18 protein-coding genes are annotated in these 20240 nt (G+C 48.6%); 5 read left to right on the top strand and 13 right to left on the bottom strand.

From position 1 onward, the window contains the following. Positions 1 to 13 precede the first annotated feature (13 nt). Positions 14 to 1168 (bottom strand): NnrS family protein, encoded by a 1155-nt coding sequence (locus tag ACES2G_RS04550; protein ID WP_374001428.1) that lies wholly within the window; start codon positions 1166 to 1168, stop codon positions 14 to 16. 106 nt (positions 1169 to 1274) lie between these two features. Between ACES2G_RS04550 and ACES2G_RS04545 the strand changes: the two genes are divergently transcribed. Both ACES2G_RS04545 and ACES2G_RS04540 read left to right on the top strand, forming a co-directional pair. Beyond that, the gene (locus ACES2G_RS04545) at positions 1275 to 2420 is read left to right on the top strand and encodes a hypothetical protein (protein WP_374001427.1); all 1146 of its coding nucleotides are present in this window, start codon (positions 1275 to 1277) and stop codon (positions 2418 to 2420) included. A gap of 13 nt (positions 2421 to 2433) precedes the next feature. Beyond that, positions 2434 to 2874, top strand: coding sequence for a phosphoenolpyruvate carboxylase (locus tag ACES2G_RS04540; RefSeq protein WP_374001426.1), 441 nt, complete (start codon positions 2434 to 2436; stop codon positions 2872 to 2874). A gap of 16 nt (positions 2875 to 2890) precedes the next feature. On the opposite strand, the gene tpiA is transcribed toward ACES2G_RS04540, so the two are convergent. The 6 genes from tpiA to ACES2G_RS04510 form a co-directional block, all read right to left on the bottom strand. Continuing rightward, a complete protein-coding gene (gene tpiA, locus ACES2G_RS04535; protein ID WP_374001425.1) occupies positions 2891 to 3616 on the bottom strand; it encodes a triose-phosphate isomerase in 726 nt (241 codons plus the stop codon). A gap of 93 nt (positions 3617 to 3709) precedes the next feature. Next, positions 3710 to 4915, bottom strand: a complete 1206-nt coding sequence (gene pgk / locus ACES2G_RS04530; protein ID WP_374001424.1) for a phosphoglycerate kinase — start codon at positions 4913 to 4915, stop codon at positions 3710 to 3712. A 3-nt stretch (positions 4916 to 4918) separates the two neighbouring features. Then, a complete protein-coding gene (gene gap, locus ACES2G_RS04525; protein WP_374001423.1) occupies positions 4919 to 5926 on the bottom strand; it encodes a type I glyceraldehyde-3-phosphate dehydrogenase in 1008 nt (335 codons plus the stop codon). A 144-nt stretch (positions 5927 to 6070) separates the two neighbouring features. Next, positions 6071 to 7054: a beta-sandwich domain-containing protein gene (locus tag ACES2G_RS04520; RefSeq protein WP_347357281.1), complete on the bottom strand. Its 984-nt coding sequence runs from the start codon at positions 7052 to 7054 to the stop codon at positions 6071 to 6073. Between the two features lie 110 nt (positions 7055 to 7164). After that, positions 7165 to 8490, bottom strand: a complete 1326-nt coding sequence (locus ACES2G_RS04515; RefSeq protein WP_374001422.1) for a beta-sandwich domain-containing protein — start codon at positions 8488 to 8490, stop codon at positions 7165 to 7167. 14 nt (positions 8491 to 8504) lie between these two features. Next, positions 8505 to 9884: a beta-sandwich domain-containing protein gene (locus tag ACES2G_RS04510; protein WP_347357283.1), complete on the bottom strand. Its 1380-nt coding sequence runs from the start codon at positions 9882 to 9884 to the stop codon at positions 8505 to 8507. A 215-nt stretch (positions 9885 to 10099) separates the two neighbouring features. On the opposite strand from ACES2G_RS04510, the gene ACES2G_RS04505 reads away from it, so the two are divergent. After that, complete coding sequence (locus ACES2G_RS04505) at positions 10100 to 10978, top strand: trypsin-like serine protease (protein WP_347357284.1); 879 nt, start codon at positions 10100 to 10102, stop codon at positions 10976 to 10978. 15 nt (positions 10979 to 10993) lie between these two features. Here the strand turns inward: ACES2G_RS04505 and ACES2G_RS04500 are convergent, their stop codons facing one another. Next, positions 10994 to 11815: a TatD family hydrolase gene (locus ACES2G_RS04500; protein WP_347357286.1), complete on the bottom strand. Its 822-nt coding sequence runs from the start codon at positions 11813 to 11815 to the stop codon at positions 10994 to 10996. 112 nt (positions 11816 to 11927) lie between these two features. Here ACES2G_RS04500 and ACES2G_RS04495 point away from each other — a divergent pair, with 112 nt between their 5' ends. Beyond that, positions 11928 to 14453 carry a hypothetical protein gene (locus ACES2G_RS04495; RefSeq protein WP_347357287.1) on the top strand — a complete coding sequence of 842 codons (2526 nt, stop codon included), beginning with the start codon at positions 11928 to 11930 and terminating at the stop codon, positions 14451 to 14453. A 64-nt stretch (positions 14454 to 14517) separates the two neighbouring features. Here ACES2G_RS04495 and ACES2G_RS04490 read toward each other — a convergent pair whose 3' ends face one another. The 5 genes from ACES2G_RS04490 to ACES2G_RS04470 all read right to left on the bottom strand — a co-directional run bounded on the left by ACES2G_RS04490 (position 14518) and on the right by ACES2G_RS04470 (position 19657). Further along, entirely contained in the window at positions 14518 to 15771 is a 1254-nt protein-coding gene (locus ACES2G_RS04490) for a Fic family protein (protein WP_347357288.1), read from the bottom strand. 507 nt (positions 15772 to 16278) lie between these two features. Beyond that, on the bottom strand, positions 16279 to 17172 hold the full coding sequence (locus ACES2G_RS04485; RefSeq protein WP_374001421.1) for a DNA polymerase III subunit delta' C-terminal domain-containing protein: 894 nt from the start codon (positions 17170 to 17172) through the stop codon (positions 16279 to 16281). 65 nt (positions 17173 to 17237) lie between these two features. Then, entirely contained in the window at positions 17238 to 17873 is a 636-nt protein-coding gene (gene tmk, locus ACES2G_RS04480; protein WP_347358135.1) for a dTMP kinase, read from the bottom strand. 15 nt (positions 17874 to 17888) lie between these two features. Then, complete coding sequence (locus ACES2G_RS04475) at positions 17889 to 19070, bottom strand: hypothetical protein (protein WP_374001420.1); 1182 nt, start codon at positions 19068 to 19070, stop codon at positions 17889 to 17891. Positions 19071 to 19186: 116 nt separating this feature from the next. Further along, positions 19187 to 19657 (bottom strand): hypothetical protein, encoded by a 471-nt coding sequence (locus tag ACES2G_RS04470; protein ID WP_347358137.1) that lies wholly within the window; start codon positions 19655 to 19657, stop codon positions 19187 to 19189. A 141-nt stretch (positions 19658 to 19798) separates the two neighbouring features. Between ACES2G_RS04470 and secG the strand changes: the two genes are divergently transcribed. Continuing rightward, positions 19799 to 20203: a preprotein translocase subunit SecG gene (gene secG, locus ACES2G_RS04465; protein WP_347358138.1), complete on the top strand. Its 405-nt coding sequence runs from the start codon at positions 19799 to 19801 to the stop codon at positions 20201 to 20203. Positions 20204 to 20240 lie beyond the last annotated feature (37 nt).

Genomic DNA, 20240 nt, shown 5'->3' with positions numbered 1-20240 from the left:
CCTTCTTCAAGCCTCAGTGTACTTTCCCGTCAATTCGCGGTTGCCACAGAAACGGAATCAAACGAATTCCAAGAAGAATAAAACAAAGAGCCCAGCCAATTCCAGCCAATGCAATCCACATAAAATAGCCTTGAGGCTGAATCTGGGTCATGACCAGGCGGAAGAAGGCACCAGCTCCCATACAAGCAATCGCCACCCGATCCATTCCCGTGAACAATAATTTTCTGCCTGTGTGTCCTTGTGCAATGCGAATCATCATTGCCGGAATAACAACGCCCATACACAAGAAAGTAAAGACGTGCACAGACAGGGCACCTATCGACGGAAGCTGATTCTGGACTCTTAAAAATTCCAGGAAGAAATGCACGGTCAGCGCAAGATATCCGAAGTAACTCAAGCCAATGGCAAAAGTACTAAGGCCCTTATGGGGGTTCCACAGTACAAATCGAATCCCCAGCAATAAGCCGGCAATCAGCAAGACCGCCGCCCCCACACCTTCTGGCATAAAGCCCGCAAAAACTGAAATCAGCGCAAAAAACTTGATCCCATAATCCAAATAAGGATTCCGAATCAGTGTGACCTCCATAGAGTTTTTCATAAACTGTGTGATCGTGCGTTCAAACATCACCACAAACGCCAAACGGAAAAGCCCTAAAGTCATCATCCAGCCCTGAATATAGTATTCCGGACTCAGCACCAAGTTCTTCGCGACAATAAACAGGGGCAGCGCAATGACAAAGAAGTAGTTGTCACGAAAGCTGTCCTGCTTCCGGTAATAAAGCAAAGACCAGAGAATATAGGCAGCCACATAGAAGATAAAGGCATTGACCGCCAGAAGCCTCAGCCCCCCAGGAAGGGAACCGTAGAACCAAATCCCCAGACGCTCAACCAACCACATGAGCACTGCCACGACCAGCCAGCCGCCATGCAGGCCACGAATTTTCACCCAATTCTTACTGGCCGTAAGCAGGAATCCCCCAAGGATCGCCCAGCCAAACCCAAAGAACATCTCATGGACATGCCATTGAACAACCGAAATCCCCGTCAGATGCAAATTCAACTTGCCTGCAAATGCCAGGGCCCACAGCAACGGCAAAGCCGCGCCGGAAAGAATGGTTAAAACGAAAAACGGACGAAACCCAACCAAAAACAAAGGATGTTCACGCATAATACTCACCTCACATTGAGACAAAACAGGACCTTCGCCCTGAATAAAGATGATTCACTTTATAATTTACCTCAACAGTCCGAAAAGACCTTGAGGAGTATCAATTTTGAACACTATAAATCGCGTTCTTCGCATCTTTGTAGCACTGACTCTGGTAGGAAGCTCTGCCTTAGCTGACATTCCTCAGGAGCTTCAAGACGTGGTTTTCTCCGGAGACCTGAACGGTCGCTCCTCTGTGGACTTCCGGACCAATGCCCGCAACATCAAATCCCTTGTCCCCAAAGATTCTGAAGCCACTATTCTGGAAACCCGTCAGTTGAAACGCACAGGCTCTTACGGTCTGAAAGTGCGCCTTACTAAGGTGGGCGAAGCCAAAGGCACGAACTCGGCCAAAGTGGGCGACGAAGTTTGGGTGTACTTCTCGCAAAAAGATCCTTGGTTGGAATTTAAAGACAAAGAGGGCTCTGAGGTCCAAGACCCGGAAGAAGCTCTGACCTCCCGCGCTCGCCGCGATGGAGAAGGACTTCCCGTTGAAGGAACTGTCACCAACCCGACCTTGCCAACAAAAGAGCTGGTCAAAGCCACTCAGAAGCCACTGCCTTCTGTCGATCCTAATTTAGCAAAAAACACGGACCCTAAAAAAACAGAGGGCGATATCTGTATCAATTGTTCCGTGTCACAAACCACGGATTCAGCCGAGCGCAATATCCAGAACATCAAAGACGTCGGAACTGAAATCAAGCGCTCCTCTGATGCGTCCATCCCTCAAAATGCGGCGGCTGGAAAATGGGCGGATGATCCGATGATCATGCGCTATTCCGAAGGAAAAGAAGTCAAAAACTCGATCAGCTATGGGATGAGAAACAAACGCCCTCGATCGACCAAGTACTGCTATCGCTTTGTCAAACGCGCACTAATGGGTGGTGACATGATTGACCGCTACCCTCCCGGAGGCCATGCTCGTGATGCCGTTCGCGACCTGAAAGCGCAGGGTATGATCAATTTGATGGACAATCCCAAGTACCGCGACATGATCAAAAGTCCTGCGGACGTTCCCAAAGGAGCTGTCATCGTCTATCATAATAATACGAAAGAATCCGGCGACGTTCAGATCAAAACTGATTGGGGCAGTAACGGCGGATTTGTCAGCGACTTCTATTCCGGAAATTCGTTCTTAAGCTCTCCGAAAGCACGCAGATATGCCGCCCAAGGAAAGCCTTACCGAATGATCGGCGTGATGATTAAACCATAGGAAGGAGAGCAAAATGAAAAAAAACATGATGACTCTGATTCTTTGTTCTTTCTTTGCCTCCCCGGCGATGGCGGCCTTTTATGATGTGCGTGAAGCTATCGAAAAACTTCAGGCTGCCAAGGTTGAATCTTTAATCACAGTAACAGAAGAAACCAAACTTTCTGAAGACGACATGAAAGCGCAGGATAAGGCGTTTGCAGCCTTGGAAGCGGCCGTTGCGACTGCCGCGAAAGAATCCGGCACAGAAGAACTGCAAGATGAAATCATCAAAGCGGCCGTGGTTCTTTTGAAAAAAGACCCGACTCAATACGCAGGTGAAGTGATTCTGCCATTGTATGAAAAAAATAAAAAAAGCTTCCTGAGTAATCTCAAGAAGCTTCCTGCATCTGACGCCAAACTGGTTGAAGGTGCCGTCAAAGACGCCGCTCGCCAGAAAAAAATCGGCGACGGCTGAAAGAAACCAAAATCCGCTAAACGGAAGCAATCTCGCTGAAGGACTTTGCTTCCAAAGAAGCTCCCCCAACAAGGAAACCATTCACATGCGGCTGCTTGATCAAACCCGCAGCATTGTCTGGCTTCACACTGCCACCATACAGGATCGGCGCAGACTCAAAGCCCAAAGCTTTCAAAATTGAATACACATCAGTGTGCGTTTCCGCCACTTGTTCCGGTGTCGCCACTTTCCCCGTTCCAATAGCCCAGACCGGCTCGTAAGCAACAACTACAGGTTTTGTTTTGTCGGCTTTCGCCAACCCCAGATTCAACTGCGTTTCCAAAACACGGAAGGTCTTAGCAGATTCGCGTTCCTGCAAGGTTTCGCCAATGCACAACATCGGCGTCAAACCCAAACCTTGTACGAAGGCAACTTTATCAGCCACCCATGCATCCCCTTCACCGAAGATACTGCGTCTTTCGCTGTGACCAATCAGGATGTAGCTGCCGCCCAGATCTTTCACCACCTGTGCCGAGTTTTCACCTGTGAAAGCCCCTTGCGCCTGGAAGTAAGCATTCTGTGCACCAAACTTAATGGTTGAACCTTTCAAAGATTCACTGGCTGCTTCCAAAGAAATCGCCGAAGGAAAAAAGACCACTTCCCCTGTTGTCTTGCCTGCCAGCTCTTTGAACTGAGCAAAGAACTCGCGCGTTTCCTTAGGGGATTTGAACAGCTTCCAGTTAGCAGCAAAAATCTTTTTCATCGTTTCGGTCCTTAAAAGAAAAAAGGCCCTTCATAACGAAGGACCTTTCAAATTTAACAAAAAACTTGAGGCTAGCGCACTACGCGCTGGGCCTTAGCGAACTCTTGTTCTAAGGATTTCCAAACCTGGCAATTTATCGCCTTGAAGGTATTCCAAAGAAGCTCCACCACCCGTTGAGATGTGAGTCATCTTGTCTGCAAAGCCAGAAGCTTCCGCTGCGGCTGCAGAGTCACCGCCACCCACGATCTTAACTGCGTTGCTTTCAGCGATGGCGGCTGCCACACCGAAAGTGCCTTTGGCAAAAGCTGGATTTTCAAAGACGCCCATTGGACCGTTCCAGAAGATCGTGCCGGCCTCACGCAAAGCTGCAGAGAAGTTTTTGATAGATTTAGGACCGATGTCCACACCCAGTTCGTCTTCTGCGATCGCCACATCATTAGTCACATGCGCGTGCGCTGTGTCTGTGATGCCTTTGGTCGCCACGTGATCCACAGGCAATAAAATGGTTTTGTTGCGGGCTTCAATACGCTCGATCATCTCTTTGGCGTATTTCAACTTATCGTTTTCAACCAAAGACTTTCCTACTGGCAGACCTTGTGCTTTCAAGAAAGTGTACGCCATCGCGCCACCCACGATGAAACCGTCAACAACGTCCATCAGGCGTTCAATAACCGCGATCTTGTCAGAAACCTTCGCACCACCCATCACCGCGAAGTAAGGACGTTTTGGATTTTGCAAAAGAGAATCCAGCATCGTGATTTCTTTTTCGATCAAGAAACCAATGCCTTTGTCTTTCATCACTGAAGGCAAAGCATGAATTGTCGCGTGAGCACGGTGAGAAGCTCCGAACGCATCGTTGATGTAAATATCAGTGTAGTTCGCGATCTTTTGCGCGAACTCCACAGAGTCTTTTGTCTCCCCTTCTTCAAAACGTACGTTTTCCAGAAGGATGATCTGATTCTTTTTCAAAGATTGCAGCAAGTGTTTTGGAGCATCTGAATCCGGTTCTTCCACCAGGATCACTTCTGCACCCAAAAGATCCTGTAGACGTTTTGCCACAGGCTCCAAAGAAAATTCAGTGTCGTCTTTGGTTTTAGGACGACCCAAGTGAGAAGCCAGAACCAGCTTCGCACCTTTTTCCATGCAGTACTTGATGGTTGGCAAGGAAGCCGTGATACGGTTTTCATCCGTGATCTTGCCGCCTTCCATAGGAACGTTCAAATCCAAGCGAAGGAAAACAACTTTTCCTTCCAACTCGAAATCACGAACTGTCTTGATGCCTTTAAGACCGTTAGCCATGAATTAAAGACCTTTCTGTTGCATGTACAAAGCAACGTCAACCATGCGGTTGGAGAAGCCCGTTTCGTTATCGTACCAGGCAAGAACTTTCACCATGCGAGGTCCCACAACCATTGTGGAAGCAAGATCCACGATGGAAGAGTGCTTGTTGCCGTTGAAATCAACGCTGACAAGTTCTTTGTCTTCAACAGCCAAAATACCTTTCAAAGCCCCTTTGGAAGCTGCGATCAAAGCTTCGTTCACAGATTCTTTCGTCACGTCTTTTTTCGCAGTGAATGTGAAATCCACCAAAGACACGTTCGGAGTCGGAACACGCACAGAAATACCGTCGATTTTTCCTTTAAGCTCTGGCAACACCAAGCCCACGTTTTTCGCAGCGCCAGTTGTTGTCGGGATCATGCTGACTGCTGCCGCACGCGCACGACGCAAATCTTTGTGAGGAGCATCCAGAATTTTTTGATCGTTTGTGTAAGAGTGAACTGTCATCATCGTTCCGTGCTCAACACCAAAGGTGTCGTTCAGAACTTTCGCCAAAGGCGCCAGACAGTTTGTTGTGCAGGATGCGTTGGACACAACCATGTGTTTGGAAGGGTCGTAAGATTCGTGGTTAATGCCATAAACCATCGTGATATCCGCACCTTTTTCAGCAGGGCCGGAAACCAGAACACGTTTTGCGCCGCCAGCAACGTGCTGCATGAATTCTGCTTTGTCTTTGAAAGCGCCTGTGCACTCCAAAACCAAATCCACACCCCAGTCTTTCCAAGGAACTTCAGCTGGGTTGCGAGTTTTAGAAACGTGGATTTTTTTATCGTTCACAATCAGGTTATGGCCTTCGGTGGAAACATCAGCACCGAAAACACCGTGAGCAGAATCGTATTTAAGCAAGTGAGCATCACCTTCGATGCTGTCCAAAGAATTGATTCCGACGATATCGAGTTTTTCAAAACCCGCGCGGAAAAGAACACGACCAATACGACCAAAACCGTTGATACCAACACGCAACTTAGACATGAGTGAGCTCCTTTTTAAACCCACTCAATATCAGCTTTTGAACGCTAAAAAGCCAGTCTAGACACTATTTGTCATAGACTGGCTTTTAGTGAAATTTCCTTAAAATTTCAGGCCCCTAGGCCGTTTTCAGGCCTCATGAGCTTCCTAGCGACCTACAGACAAGGACGGACGGTCCTGGTTAGAGATAGCGTTCACCAAGATATCAGCATTTCCACCCATGGATTCCGCACGAAGGTCGATGACCTGGATGCGTTCACGGATGTTCAGATTCTCGGAAACCTCGGATTGTCCAGCATAGATTGTGCGAGTGTTGGACAGGTAGTTGATGCGAACTGGCTGGTTGGAAGCGGTGTAAACCATGGCTTCATGGATTTTCACGCCTGCAGACAGTGCACGAACCTCGATGCGCTCCAAAGTCACAGGGTAACGAAGAGTCACACGAATCCACTCACCACCCGAACGACGAGTGATCTGGCTGATCTGAACAGAACCTTCATAGCCACGACCAGATTGACCTGGAGGAGGCGGAGGTGTTGGACGAACTGGCTCAGAGGGATGAGATGGGTACGTCGGTCTTACTGGTCCATCGTTATGGCGACCGCCACCACCGTAGCCACCACGGTTTTCAAAGCGAACTTCCGTTTCACGAACTTCATACCAAGAACCGTCTCTGCGAGAGCACGCGATACCACGCGTTTCTTCAGTACGGTCACGAAGGTAGATCACGCTTGTGTATTCACGGCAGTATTCGCCCGTGCGGTTGTTGTAACCTTCACGAGTGGATGTGAAGCTTCCGCGAGCACCTGTGCGGGAACCATAGTTACGGCCATCCCAGTCGCTGCGACTGCCCAGACGGTTTTCCAGGGAACGTCTTTGCGCTTCTTCCAATGCACGACGATCAGCCTCATCCAAGTCCTTGCCGACTTTAGAGCCAATCATCGTTCCAGCGATAGCACCAATGATAATCGCTGCTTTATTGCCGTTGCCTTTACCGATTTGAGTTCCAATACCGCCACCGATGATACCACCGATAATTCCACCAATGGTTTCTTTATCCGCGAACGCCGGGCTTGTATATTGTACAAGGGAAGCGACAATAAGTGATCCTAGAACGAGGTTCTTTTTCATAAACGTCTCCTTAAAGACTGATTAGTGAATCCGTTGAAGCCTATATCCAAACTTTGTGCCAAGAAAAACAGTGTCAAAAGGGGACCAAAGAAATCCCCTTCGCTCATTAACTACCGTACCTCTGCTGCGATCTGCATCATCTTATCGTAGTGGTTATAGATCGCCGACGTATAGGCGTAAGCGCTACGTCTTGTCTCAAAGTATCTTACCAACTCGAAACGTTCGACGGCACTAAAACGACGAGCCACTTGACGGAACTGAGCTTCAGACATCCCAGCGGCCTTCTGCACCAGCGCGCTGTAAGAGTTGTATCCCAGCGAGGTATATGGGTACGTATTCATCTTTTTGCCGAACATTTCCATATCCAGATCCATTTGACGGAACTCTTTGCCGTTGCGATTGCTTTCCTGCTCATACATCCCCGGAGCTTTTTTATACAGGGTCTGCGCCAGGAGGCTGTAGCCATTGTAGGAAGTCGATGCATAAGTGGACTTCCCCATTTTCTCCAGGAAGTTCTCGCCGAATCTTAGCAGCTCATCCGTCGTGCGAATTTCGCACTGGGTAGCACTATTCAGACCTGCCACCATCGACTTAAACATCGCCGTGGAAGTCTGAGAGAACGCGTTATACGGAAGAGAATCGTAAGTGTATGTGTTGATCTTTTTCAGGAAGACCTCGACCAGAGCTTCCATCCTTGTCAAAGAAGACTCTTGCGCTTCGCGGCTTTGTGCCAAGGACACCATGCGGGCAGAGATCTGCTGCAGCTGCCGACTAGCCATGCTGTACTCCACAGAACTATACGTACTGCGAGCCAGGCGTGCAGCCCAGTCTTCCACCTCATGCCCCATACGCTCTAAACTGCGCGTCACATCGCTGCGGTTGTAACAACCGTTGCCGCCGTGACCATTGCCCGGCTGACTTGGCATTTGTGGAGCCAAATCCCCTACCACCAATTGTGGTCGGTCCTCAGAAGACAACGCAGAAACACTGATATCAGCAAAGCCCCCGTAAGATTCAGCACGCAGATCAATTGCCACGATACCAGAGCGAGTATTCAGAATCTCAGAAACGGCTCTGGAACCGGCACCCAATACATTCACGTTCTGAAATTCACGAACAGAAATACGCTGACCATCGGCCGTATGCAAAATCGCTTCATGCAGCTTCAGGCGCTGAGACAAAACCGTCACCTCAACACGCTCAAGACGCAAAGCCCTGCGCAAACTGACACGATACCAGGCGCCACCGGAACTGCGGGTCACGCTCTGAATCTCAACGCGGCCTTCCTGCAGATAAGACCCCTGCCCCGGCGGCGGCGGTGGCATGGGAGCCTGAGGGTAACGACCTGGACGTCCTTCTTGCTGGGCCAAAGCTGGAACACTTGCTTGTACTGTCGCTGTCGCGATCAATATTCCAAGAATCAATTTTGTTTTCATCTGGACCATTCCTCTTATCTGTTAACAATCTTCAAAACATCACGAGCCAGGCTTTCCGCCTTGCTGCCGGATGAAGCTCGGCGGTATTTACCTTCAAACTCCTCGATCAAAGAATACTTCTGTTCGGCATTCATCGAAGACACCTGACTTTGCAGGACAACCAAAGCACGCTGATGCGCCTCCATAAGCATCTGACGATACAAATCCTCTGTGATACTGCCGGACGAAGCCGCATTGTATTTGGCAAAGAAGCCTTCAAACTCCGTCATGATCTGGCGGAAGTTGTACTTTCTTGCCAGCTCTTTTTTATAGGCCGGAATGACCTTGGCCTTCGCGGCCACAATAAGCTTGCGGTAGTTATCTTCTTCACGGCTGCCCGATGAGGCTCTGTTGTAGGCTGTGATGTAACCTGTCAGCATGTTCATGATCTGCTCGGACGAGCCATTCATTCTGCTGATGGTGCAATCAATTTCGCGATTCATGATGGTCACACTGACATCACTGAAGGCGCGAGCCAGCTTCGAATAAATCGCCTCAGGACGACTGCCCGACGAAGCTGCATTATATTTTTGGTTATAGAACTTAAACAGCTCTTGCATATAAGCAAAAGACAAGTTGTTGTGGTTGTTCTGCACAATGGACAAGACATCATTCACATATCTATCCAACTCCTTGGCCGCGAAACTTTCTTGCGTGCTTCCGCCGGGAGCGGAGTCCATTCGACGACTCCACAGCGTGATTTCATCCAGACGGGACTTGATCAAAGCGTCGCCACTTGTTCCGGCAGAACAAACTCCCGCTGAACTGGAACCTGTGCTGGACCCGTTGCCATTTTCAACCACCACTGGACGGTAATTCAACTGAGGGTTGGAATACATGCTAAAAGCAGTCACAAGGATGTCAGCTTCAGCTGAATAAGACTCACCCACGATCTCAATTGCGTTGACTCTATCGGACAGATTTAGGTTTTCCGAAGTCGCCGTAACCCCTGAGTTCAGGATGTTCATGTTTGTCAATTCACGAACAGATACAGTCTGACCACGCTCAGTGATCACATTTACAGAGTGAACTTTCAGACGGCTTTTAAGGACTCTCAACTCAAGACGGCTCAACACAGTCGCTTGCGACAAGGAAATACGGTAGGCCGTTCCGTTAGAGCTGCGGGAAAGATTCCTAACAGTTATAGAGCCAGAACGCTCCTGCTGCTGATTTGGCAGTGGCGCGGGAAGTGGCGGAGGAGTTCTGGGACCAGATGAAGTTGTGATCACTGTCGTGGATACGACCTGACTGTCAGAATCTCCCGGCACAGGCAGATCAGAAATAACTTGAGCATAGCCAACTGACTGCATCATCGTCAGCGCAAAAAGCACCGTCGCAACTAACTTACGTTCCATAAAACATGTCCCTTTTTTTCGATAGCTAATGAGCAACCACCGTAAAGCAAGGCGCATACCAAAGTGAGTTCCACTTAATTCCGTGTTCGAAAAAAGATTTTGATCAGAAGTTTGTCAGCGTGACCCTTTTTGTCTTTTTGCAGTTTACACAACCGCAACGGGCAAAGAGACTGTTCTCACGATAGCAATTGAAGACTCATCAAGGAGCCACACTCATGAAAGCACTTCCACTGCTTGCCACCTTCGGCTTGTCCCTTGTTTTGGGCGCAACAGCCTGCAGCCCGCACTCCGCCTCTCCGTCAGGTTCCACCGAAAATTCTTCCTTTGATATAATAGGTGGTACACCTATATATGAGCGCGCAAGTCAGGCGGCCCGCAGTGTGGTTTTGCTGGATATCAAAAATCGCTTTGGTCGATCCTTAGGATTCTGCACGGCCACCCTGATCGGGCCTCAAACAATTCTTTCTGCAGCTCACTGCTTCGATGAAAGTCGCATCAAGGGCTTTGCGGGCTTTGATGTGCGCTTTACCAACAACTACGACATCTCCAACTCAGTTGCTCGCAAGGGCGTAAACTATCAGCGCCATGCCACCTACAACTCGACCCTTCGCTATGACCATGACATCGCAGTGGCAACCTTCCAAGGAGGCATCCCTGAGGGCTATGGTTATGTGGATATCGACACTGACAGCAAAGCCAACTATGCCAATAAGACGGTCTATGTCTATGGATATGGACGTTCGAAAGACTACACCGGGCATCCGGGGGAAGATTCTTGGGCCTCTATCGGCCAGCTCCATAAAGGAATCATGAAGGTTGAAAGCACTTACAGCCGCTTTGCCGATCGCTACTGGCTGAACTCTGAGGTTCCGTCCTTTATATGTCAGGGTGATTCCGGAGGGCCTCAGTTCTTTCACGAAGGGAGCACTTTGAAGGTGATCGGCGTGAACTCGGCAGTCTTAGGCAGAAAACTTCCTAATGGCTTCAGTAGCTGCAAAGGAATTGGCCAGGCCACGAAGGTCGCGCCCTTTGCCGGATGGATTGCAAAAACACGCACCAAGCTCCTGAACATGTCCCAAGAGTTTACCGAATAACCTCTTGGTGCTTTTCTACCACTGAATCTTTGGGAACATTTTTAGAGCATTGATCTTGGTCTGCTCACACAGTTGTTCAAGACTGATCCCCTTGAGGTCCGCCACGAACTTGGCGGTGTGAAGCACATAAGCCGGAGTGTTCTTTCTTCCTCGCATCGGAATCGGAGCCAGGAATGGAGAATCCGTTTCCACATGAATACGATCCAGCGGCAACATTTTGACTGTTTCGCGCAGACTGTCGGCACTTTTGAAAGTCACAACGCCGCTGATGGAGATATTAAATCCGACATCGAGCGCCTGACGAGCCAGCCACTCGGTCCCGGTAAAGCAGTGAATAAGACCATTCACTTCGCCTTTGAACTCTTTCAAAATCTCAATGGTGTCTTCTTCCGCATCCCGCGTGTGGATTTCCACCGGCATCTTGGTGCGTTTGGCGATTTCCAACTGGGCCCGGAAAGCTTCTTTTTGCAGATCCCGCGGCGAATTGTCGTAATAGTAATCCAGACCGATTTCACCAACAGCCACCACACAGGGCTCACTGATATGAGCTTCGATAAACTGCCCTGCGGCCTCAGTATAAGTGCCTCCGTCATGCGGATGAACCCCCAACGTGCAATACACTTCAGGATAGTATTTGCGAGCGATCCCCAGGACGATCGGATGATCTTCGGGCTGGGTCCCAATGGTGATGATCTTCTTCACGCCCACAGCTTTGGCGTTCTGAATAGCGGCGTCAACACCCTCTTCGAGCATGTTCAAATGTGCGTGAATATCAATCCATTCCATGGGGCGCAGTATATTCAACACCTCTAACAACTGTCTAGCCTGTTTTGTCACCGGGCCTGCTTAGAGCCCCTATATTCCACGTCACCGGGTCTGGTCCTTGCTTTTAAGGACTCTGAGTGAATTTTTATTTATTGAGTCTCATCTTGAGACATCAGGGAGCATTATGAAAAAGGCCTTTATTAGCGCTATTCTCGTTTCCTCCAGTCTGTCGGCCCAAGCTCAGGAGGCCAGTGGACTGAGTTCGGCTTATGCGTTCGGTGGAGCTTGCGCCTCTCAAGGGGTTTGGACTCAGAATGCTCTTTCTGCCACACAGAATTTACGCAAAATCACTTTGCAACTAAAAGATGATCCAAACTGTCAGGCGTTGGGAAATGCCACTCGTGCGGCGATTGATGAGCTGCAAGGTCAGGTCAGAAATGTCTCTGACAGCCCGAAACGCTCTGCGCGTCTTTCACAGATCCCGGCGGAAATCGAGGCTCTGCGCACTTTCGCCACCAGCAGCCCTGAGATGAAAAATCAGGTGATGAAACTGATGATGAATCGTTCAATTGAAGGCGCAACCCTTTCGGCCCAGGTCGGCGCTGACAATGCCAGCACGGCGATGGCTCAAAACATGTCCAGTCGCATGGAAGATTTCGGCGAAAGAATTCAACGAAGCACCAAAGCCGGCGTCGGCATCCTGAATAAGGTGGTGGACAGCCTGCCGCAACTGGATCAGTGCTTGATGGGTGACAGTCAGCAAGTGATGGGCAATTTCCTGGCCTCCACAATTCAGGTGGCGACGGCCTTTGCCGGTTCGGGACAGGATTCCACAGGCAGCCAGATGGCGACTTTGGTTTCCAAACTTTCCAACGTGGTCCGGGAACGCAAGTTTTCCAAAGTTCTACGAAAACTGAATGAGCAGGAGTTCCTGGCTTCCATGTCCTGTTTGATGGAAGTCACCAGTGAATCTTACTGTCAGGCTCGCGATGCCATGACTCTGTTTAAAGACGGCATGAGCGATATTGAATGGCGTCAGGAAAAAGGCACCAAGGTGGATGCGAAGAATCCGTTCCTGGGCCATTACGTTTTAAACACTCACATTCCGAACATCACCAAATGGATGCAGAAGATCCAGATCGGTGTGGACCCGAAACTTCCCACCGATGCGGACTTCCAAAACCGCATCCAGCAGGAAGTGGTGGACTTCTATAAAGGTCTGAAAACACTTCTTGGTACTTACAACTCCACTTTGATGACGATCAAACAACTTCCATCCTTGGAAGCAAAACAAAATGCCGTGGTGAAATTGGTTAGAACTATTTCTGAAGCCATGATCAACGGCGAGGGTTTCCGTGGTGAAGGTCGTACGAACTTCTTCACTATGAATAAAACTCCGTTGAAAATTCCATTCTTCCTGATTGGCATGGACGAGGTGCCTGATCAAGTTGCTGGTAAAGCCGTGGGTATGATGCCGATTTCAGCAGATGCCTGGTTGCAAGCCCACTATACGGAACTTAAACAATTCCAGGACCCAGTCACCTTGGCTGAAACAATCGGTCGCAACATGCAGGACCTGGGGCGCGAAGCGAATATCTCGGTTATTTCCTACTTCAGCAACTGGTACATCGTCGACAAGCAGGCTTTGGTGAACGAGGCATTGACGGACGTGAACTACACTGTGAAAGACAGCTTACGCGTGATCCACGACTATCTGGATATCGTGAAAGCGCGCGTGGAAAATTCCGGTGATGCCTCTGTGGTTTCCACAATCATGGACACCCAGTCCCGCATCAGCCGCATTCTGAACAGCTTTGACGAAGTCGAGCGTATTGGTAAAGTCTTTGCCTCTAAAGTAAACGCTCGCAACCTGACTGAAGAAGACATTAAGACCGCAGCAACTGCAGCTGAGAAACTGATCAACACCGTCTTTGATGAATTCATGGTGATGCAGGCCCGTTCCGGCTTCCTGGCGAACCGCCTGGTCAACTTCGTTTATCAGGATTACATCCAGCTTTTGAAGTCTGAAGAAAACTTCACAGATAAACAAAAAGAGATCTTCATCCAGGCCGGCATGGCAGCTTTAGACCGCATGCTGCAAATGTATAACGGAAATCCGGCCAACATTCAGTCTGACTTAAATATGGCCTTGAAGATCAACAAAGGAAATCTGGAAGCTTTGGAAGAGCTTATGAAAGACAGCATTATTGCCAACATCGCCACCCTGAAGCGTGTCGGCGATGGTCGCACGGGCCGCATGAGCACGATGGTGGATTCTACCCACCGTCTGATGCTGGACTTTATGAAGGATGACTGGAATCTTATCCAAAATCCGACGTCCGCTTTGGGTATTTACATGTACTACTTCAAACATGCGGACCGCTACCCAATGACCAGCACCGGGACAACCTCGCCACAGAGTGAATTTGACGAATCAAGCTACCTGCAAGCGCAACTGTGCGTGCAGGCCTTGGCCTTCAACGACCAAAGAGCTTTGAAGACCATCTGTAACGGCGCCGTCCTGAAGTCTCCGTTCAAAGGTGTCACAGGCTACGATATGTCTTACGATCAGCGCCTGACCAGCCACTTGAACGACAAAGGCGTGACGAAGCAAATGCAGCAGTCTTTGAACCACTCTGAACGCATCTGCGCCTTCCGCGACTTCAACCGCAAGAACATGGTGCTGTTCATGTCGATTAATAAGAAATAAGACTGACCGGATATTCAGAAAGCAAAAAGGACTGCCCAAGGGCGGTCCTTTATAAACTCGACCTCTATGCAAGCATTCTCTCGAGGTTCTCTTTCATAATTTTGTAAACAAATTTTTTTCCTTCTCGGCTCTCATCAAGAAGTCCCACGTCCGCAAGTTTTTTCAGCTCCTGACGAGCAATCTCTCTCGATTTACCTATCGAGTCGGCATATGACTCAATATCGTAACTCCTAAATCTATGCAAAGCGAGCTTCTGCAAGAGCCCAATCTGCTGATCAGATAATTCGAGCCCCTCTTGGATGCTTTTAATTTTTACCAGGAAATCTACTTTCTCAGCTACCTTTTTAAGGGCCTCTTCTAAAGCATCTAAATTAAAATCAATGAAGTAAGTAATATCGAGATCATTCTGTACGACTTTCTCAAAAGATCTCTCGTATTGTTTCCCGTGATTTTTTAGATATGCCGATACGGATAGAAGCTCCACGAACTTTAGATCATTCTTGATGGCCTTATAATAGAAAAGTGTTCTTGCTGTCCTTCCATTTCCATCAAAATAAGGATGAATATACGATATAAAATAATGAAGCAGTATTCCCTTTAGAAGCGATGGAAAATATCTAGGACTCTTTGTCACCAGTTCGATGGCCTCTGGAACAACTTCTCCCAATTTTGTGTATTCAACACCTTCGTGCCTGATTTCTCTTCCAGAGGTTACGAAAACTTTATCATTTCTATACTTGCCAGAAAAATTGATATCATCTTCTGTTAATGTATTTTTAGTAACTATCGCGTGGATGTCATTGATAAGCTTTTCACTTACTGGAGCGCTGTGATTTTCTTTAATCCACATAAGAGCTTTATAATTATTAAGAAGCATCCACTCATCTTTATTTTTTGGTGGTGTTTGCTTTTCGATAAGCTCTTTAGCTTTAGCCCTCGTGCTATTTGCACCCTCATATATTGCTGAAGTGATTGCTTCTTCAATCGTTGCATTAACCAAAAAATCAGAAGCAAAGGCTGATTCTTTGTTAATCTTTTCATGAAGAGCCAAACCTAGTTTTTCAATCTCATGGGCTTTCTTATAAATGCAGTCAGCGGGATAAAACCAAAATTTTTTGTCTATCGACTTTAAGAACAATGGGATCGCCCCCACTTTCCTAAATCTCATAATTTTATTTTTAGTTTCTACCCAGTTTGAGGAGGCAACACCGACCTTCTCAAGTCTATATTTTATTTCCTCAGGAGACCTATAACTGTCTTGAGTATACTTCAGCCATAGTTCGGAATTTAGAAATTCAAATTCGTCTTTAGACCCCATAATCCATCCTGCTACAAGTTATGCTACAAATATTGTAGAATTTCTTGTAGCACCTTCGTACAATTTTTTGCATTAAAATTTGTAGATAATTGTCTAGATTTGAGAATCCCCCCTATAATCAAATATTTAGATCTACCAGCCACCTTGCCGCAAAATAATCGACCAATTCTTGCACCAATTTACCTATGTATAAATTTTCTCTATAAAAACAATGAGATAGATCTACAAGCGTATTTGTAGATCTATCTCAAGAGACTAAACCGACTTATATCCTGCCCGCAGTGATTGCTGCTGCTGCTGCTGCTGCCACCGCCAAATAACAGCAGTGGCCACTAGCAACCTCCGCAGCCTGTATCGCCCCCACTACTGTAATGACTTTTATCCAGTATTATCCGACGACCAAAGTGGGCGGAAGCTGGTGGCCCATGAAGAGGCGGGGTTCACTAGGGAGTCAGAAATTACCACTCCCGATGAGCCAGCTCTGCTGATACGTTTAATATTATAAAATTAAGGCCGCGTGGAAATATAAAACTCTTCCACAACCAATTGCGGGTCGCGGTTGGCGCCGAAGGCTTGTTCCACCTGCAGGGCTTTTTGGACAAGCCTTAGCAGATACTGACGATCCAATTCAGCCAGGGATTTAATTAACGGAGCCTGATCCAGATTCACGATCTGGGTCTTTGCGCCTTCTTGCAGACAGATGGCGTCTTTAACAAAGCCGATCCAGTAAGAAATCATGCGCTGACCTTGAGCGCGGTCTTTGAACTCCGTACGCCATAGTTCATTCAGCAGGAAATCACTGTCCTGGATAAACAATGTCAAAATCTCAACGGCTTTTTCGCGCACTTCCTGCTCGGGACCTTCCTGCAATTGCGCCAGTTTTTCAAAACTGCCACCGGCAGCTTTCAAGGCCCACGCCGGAGCTTTCACTTTCTTACCCAGATCTTCCTGAGTCAAAGGACGGAATTGCACAATGCGGGAACGCGAACGGATGGTTGGCAAAATCCCCGCCACACTCGGCGCAATCAAAAAGAAGAAGGTGCCTTCAGGCGGTTCTTCCAAAGTTTTCAGCAAAGAGTTCGCGGCTTGCGGATTCAGGGTCTGCGCCTGATCAATGATGATCACACGATTGCCCGTCAGACTTTTCAAGCTCAGGAATTCCAGAACTTCTTTGGCCTGTTCCATCTTGATGTTCGCCCCCGACGGAGCAATGACTTTCAAACCCTCATGACTGCCTTGAGACATACGGAAGCAGGATGGACACTTGCCACAGCCGCGCTGACTGGAAGGACAAAGCAGAGCTTGCGCAAACCCCATGGCCGTCAGTTTTTTGCCGATACCGCCGGGACCGACAAACAAAAACGTCTGGCCCGGTCTTCCGTTTTCGAAAGATTCTACCATTTTTTTGATTGTCTCCTGATGTCCCAGGACGAAATCGAGCGTACGTGCCACGGTTGCAATTCCCTTTAGTTCAAAATTTTTCTGTCTGCCAAAGCCTGAAGAAGTTGCCTGAAAAGAACTTCCGGCGTTTCACGCGCATCCAAAACCAACCAAGCCGCTTCATCGGCACGAGCTTGTTGCAAGAAGGACTGGCGCACTTTTTCATGGAAAGTATCCGCTTCAGATTCGATACGGTCTTCGCTTTCTCCCGTCTGAGCCCCGCGGCCCTGACGACGGCGACGGCTTTCTTCTACCGGAAGATCCAAAAGCACCGTCACATCGGGTTTCAAACCACTGGTGGCAAAGTTGTTCAACATCACCACGTCAGCTTCAGAAATTTCACGTCCACCACTTTGGAAAGCGACCGAGCTTGCGGCAAAACGGTCACATAAGACCCACATTCCCTCATTCAGCTTCGGACGAATCACCTGATCGACGTGTTGGGAACGGCTGGCTTCATACAGCAACAATTCCGTGCGCGCCGTAGGGGCCGGACCTTCTTTACGCAAAATCATGTGGCGGATTTCATCACCCAGCGGAGTCCCGCCAGGTTCACGAGTGCGATGAAATTGAATGGAGCGTGTTTGCAGCTCTTTTTCCAAAGCTGCCATCAAAGAACTTTTGCCGGAGCCATCAAGCCCCTCGAATACCAGAAATTTCATTTCGCACCGCAATATCTAGTTAAATACAGGTCCGCACGCGCGGCGTCCACCCAAGTGGACTTTTTCAGATATTGCACGATAGACGTCAACAAATCGCATCGCAACAAGCTGCATTCCGCCGCGAACATCGGCGATTTGGATACGAATAAAGCCCGGAACCACCGGGGACACAGTAATGCGGATCAAAGAATGACGCTCAAATCTGTTGGTAAAGGTCAAAAGATCCGCAAATGGCGGAGGCGGGAACCCCAAACTTGAACTCAAACCCGACTGGAAGAACTCGGGCGAAGATGTGCTGTATCCCGGAATTGCTGGAGGATAGAACGAACTGCCCTTCAGGGTTTCGGCGCCTTGCCTGCGCCCCATGCTCACGCCCAGCTTTCCAACAACACCGACCACCGTCACCGCCGCTTTGGAATTATCAAAGCGTTCTGAATTATGGAACAGTTCAAATACAAAAGCTTTCTGGGTTTTATTGAAAGCCATACTGAAGCCCACTTCCTGAGCTCCCCCGCCGCCCTTATGAAGAACACCGGCTTCCGCCACAATACCCGCAGAAATACTCAGGCCAAACTCATTGGAATCAATCACCAGCGGAGCTTGCGACCACAGTTTATAATCCAAACCACGCAAGATCGCCTGAGCGGCCTCGTGACTGCGAACCTGGAACGAGCGCTGAACGCGAGTTTCAGCTTCCACTTCTTTACCGATAGCTTGTTTGGCTTTTACTTTCACGAAATTCAGTCCGTCACCCACGACACTGCCCGCTCCATAAACAAATTTAGTGGCGTTCAAAATACGAGCGGCATTGGTCAGGAATAAAACACGCATTTCCTGAAACTTCTTCTGGCGATCTGCGGGAAGACTTTCAAAAGCCTTCATCGGATCAGCTTCTTCAATCGAGCCTCCGCGAGCCAGGATCTCAGCTTTGACTTTCTCTGGTAATTTGAGTCCCAAGGCTTCTTTCATCGCCTCGCGATCCGGTGCTGTTTCCAACTCGAAAACCCGTTCCCGTTCGCCCTGACCGACCTGAATACGCAAGCGCTCGGCCTGTTCAGAAGCCTGAGCCTTTTCCAGGGTGGTTTCAATGACCTCGGTTTCTACAGTCTCATTTTGAGACGACAGCTCCGCCCACGCAGGGGCAGCAGGTGTTAAAAGGGCGGACGCCAACAATAGGGAACCAAGTAGAGTCTTCATCTTAAGGGCAGAAGCTGCAAACCCAAGACCCGGTGTTTTGCATTGCTAACTATGTGATTCCTCTATTTTTCTCTGTTTAGGGCTTAGACAGCAAGCCCAAGCTCGCCCCGGGGAGTTTAAAACTCCACCACCCAAGTTCCGGCGGAAGTTTTGTTGAATTTGTATGTGGTCAGAGGCTGCTCGACCGTCTCTGCCGTGCCGCCGGTTTGTTGCCCCACCAGCCCCAAAGCCTCACTAAAATTGAAGCGTCGACTGCGAGAGTTTTCAATCCCCCCGGCGATCTTCGCCAAAGTTCTGCGCAACGAAACCGGATAGCTTTTCACAATCACTGCTGCTGTCGCCCGGCTTTCACTTTGCAGCTTCACTTCGCTGACTGAGACCTCTGAACGTTCGGTCATGAACTCCATATAGGCTTTGTTCAGCCAGTCGGATTGTTTGATGTTTTCATCAGCTTCCTGCTGCAAAAGTTCCTGGAATTTCTTTTCTCCCAGTTCCTGAGCTTTCTTTTCAATTTTTCCCTCTTGAGAAGTGCAGCCTCCAAGGAGCACAAAAAATAGGCAGAAAATGGAAACGCTGATCTTTTTCATAGACTCTATGGTGACTGGGAAGGCCCCGAGACTCAACACACTCATGACGATGCGCAGCAAGTCGTCAGAGTTGGGTCACTTTGGGGTGGACGAAAACCTTCAATATCCATATATTTGGGGGTCTTTGGGAGATTACAGAAAATGACTACATTTATCGGCGTTTTGCATATCATCGTTGCTCTCGTTTTGATCGTTTTGGTTTTGATCCAAGACTCTAAAAGCGACGGAGCTTTGGGCATGGGTGGTTCCAGCGGTTCTAACTCTTTGTTGGGTGCAACTGGCGCACAATCTTTGGCTGGCAAAATGACAGTATGGGCAGCAATCATCTTTGCAGTGACTTGCTTGGCTTTGGCGACAATGACTTCTTCCAAAACTAAATCTGTTGTTGATAGCCTTCCGCTGCCAACAGCTCCTTCTCAAGAGCATTTCCCAACTGAAGGAACTGACGCTGCTGCTGGTGCGGCCGCTGTTCCTGCTACGACTCCTGTTGAAGCGGCAACTCCTGCTGCTTCCCCTGCTGCAACTGCAGCTCCTGCTCAGAAGTAATTTTAGTACATTCCTAACAGGTTCTTCGCTATAGTTT

The organism is Bdellovibrio bacteriovorus (assembly GCF_041888015.1).
GTDB lineage: Bacteria > Bdellovibrionota > Bdellovibrionia > Bdellovibrionales > Bdellovibrionaceae > Bdellovibrio.
This window is presented reverse-complemented; position numbering and strand designations above follow the sequence as displayed.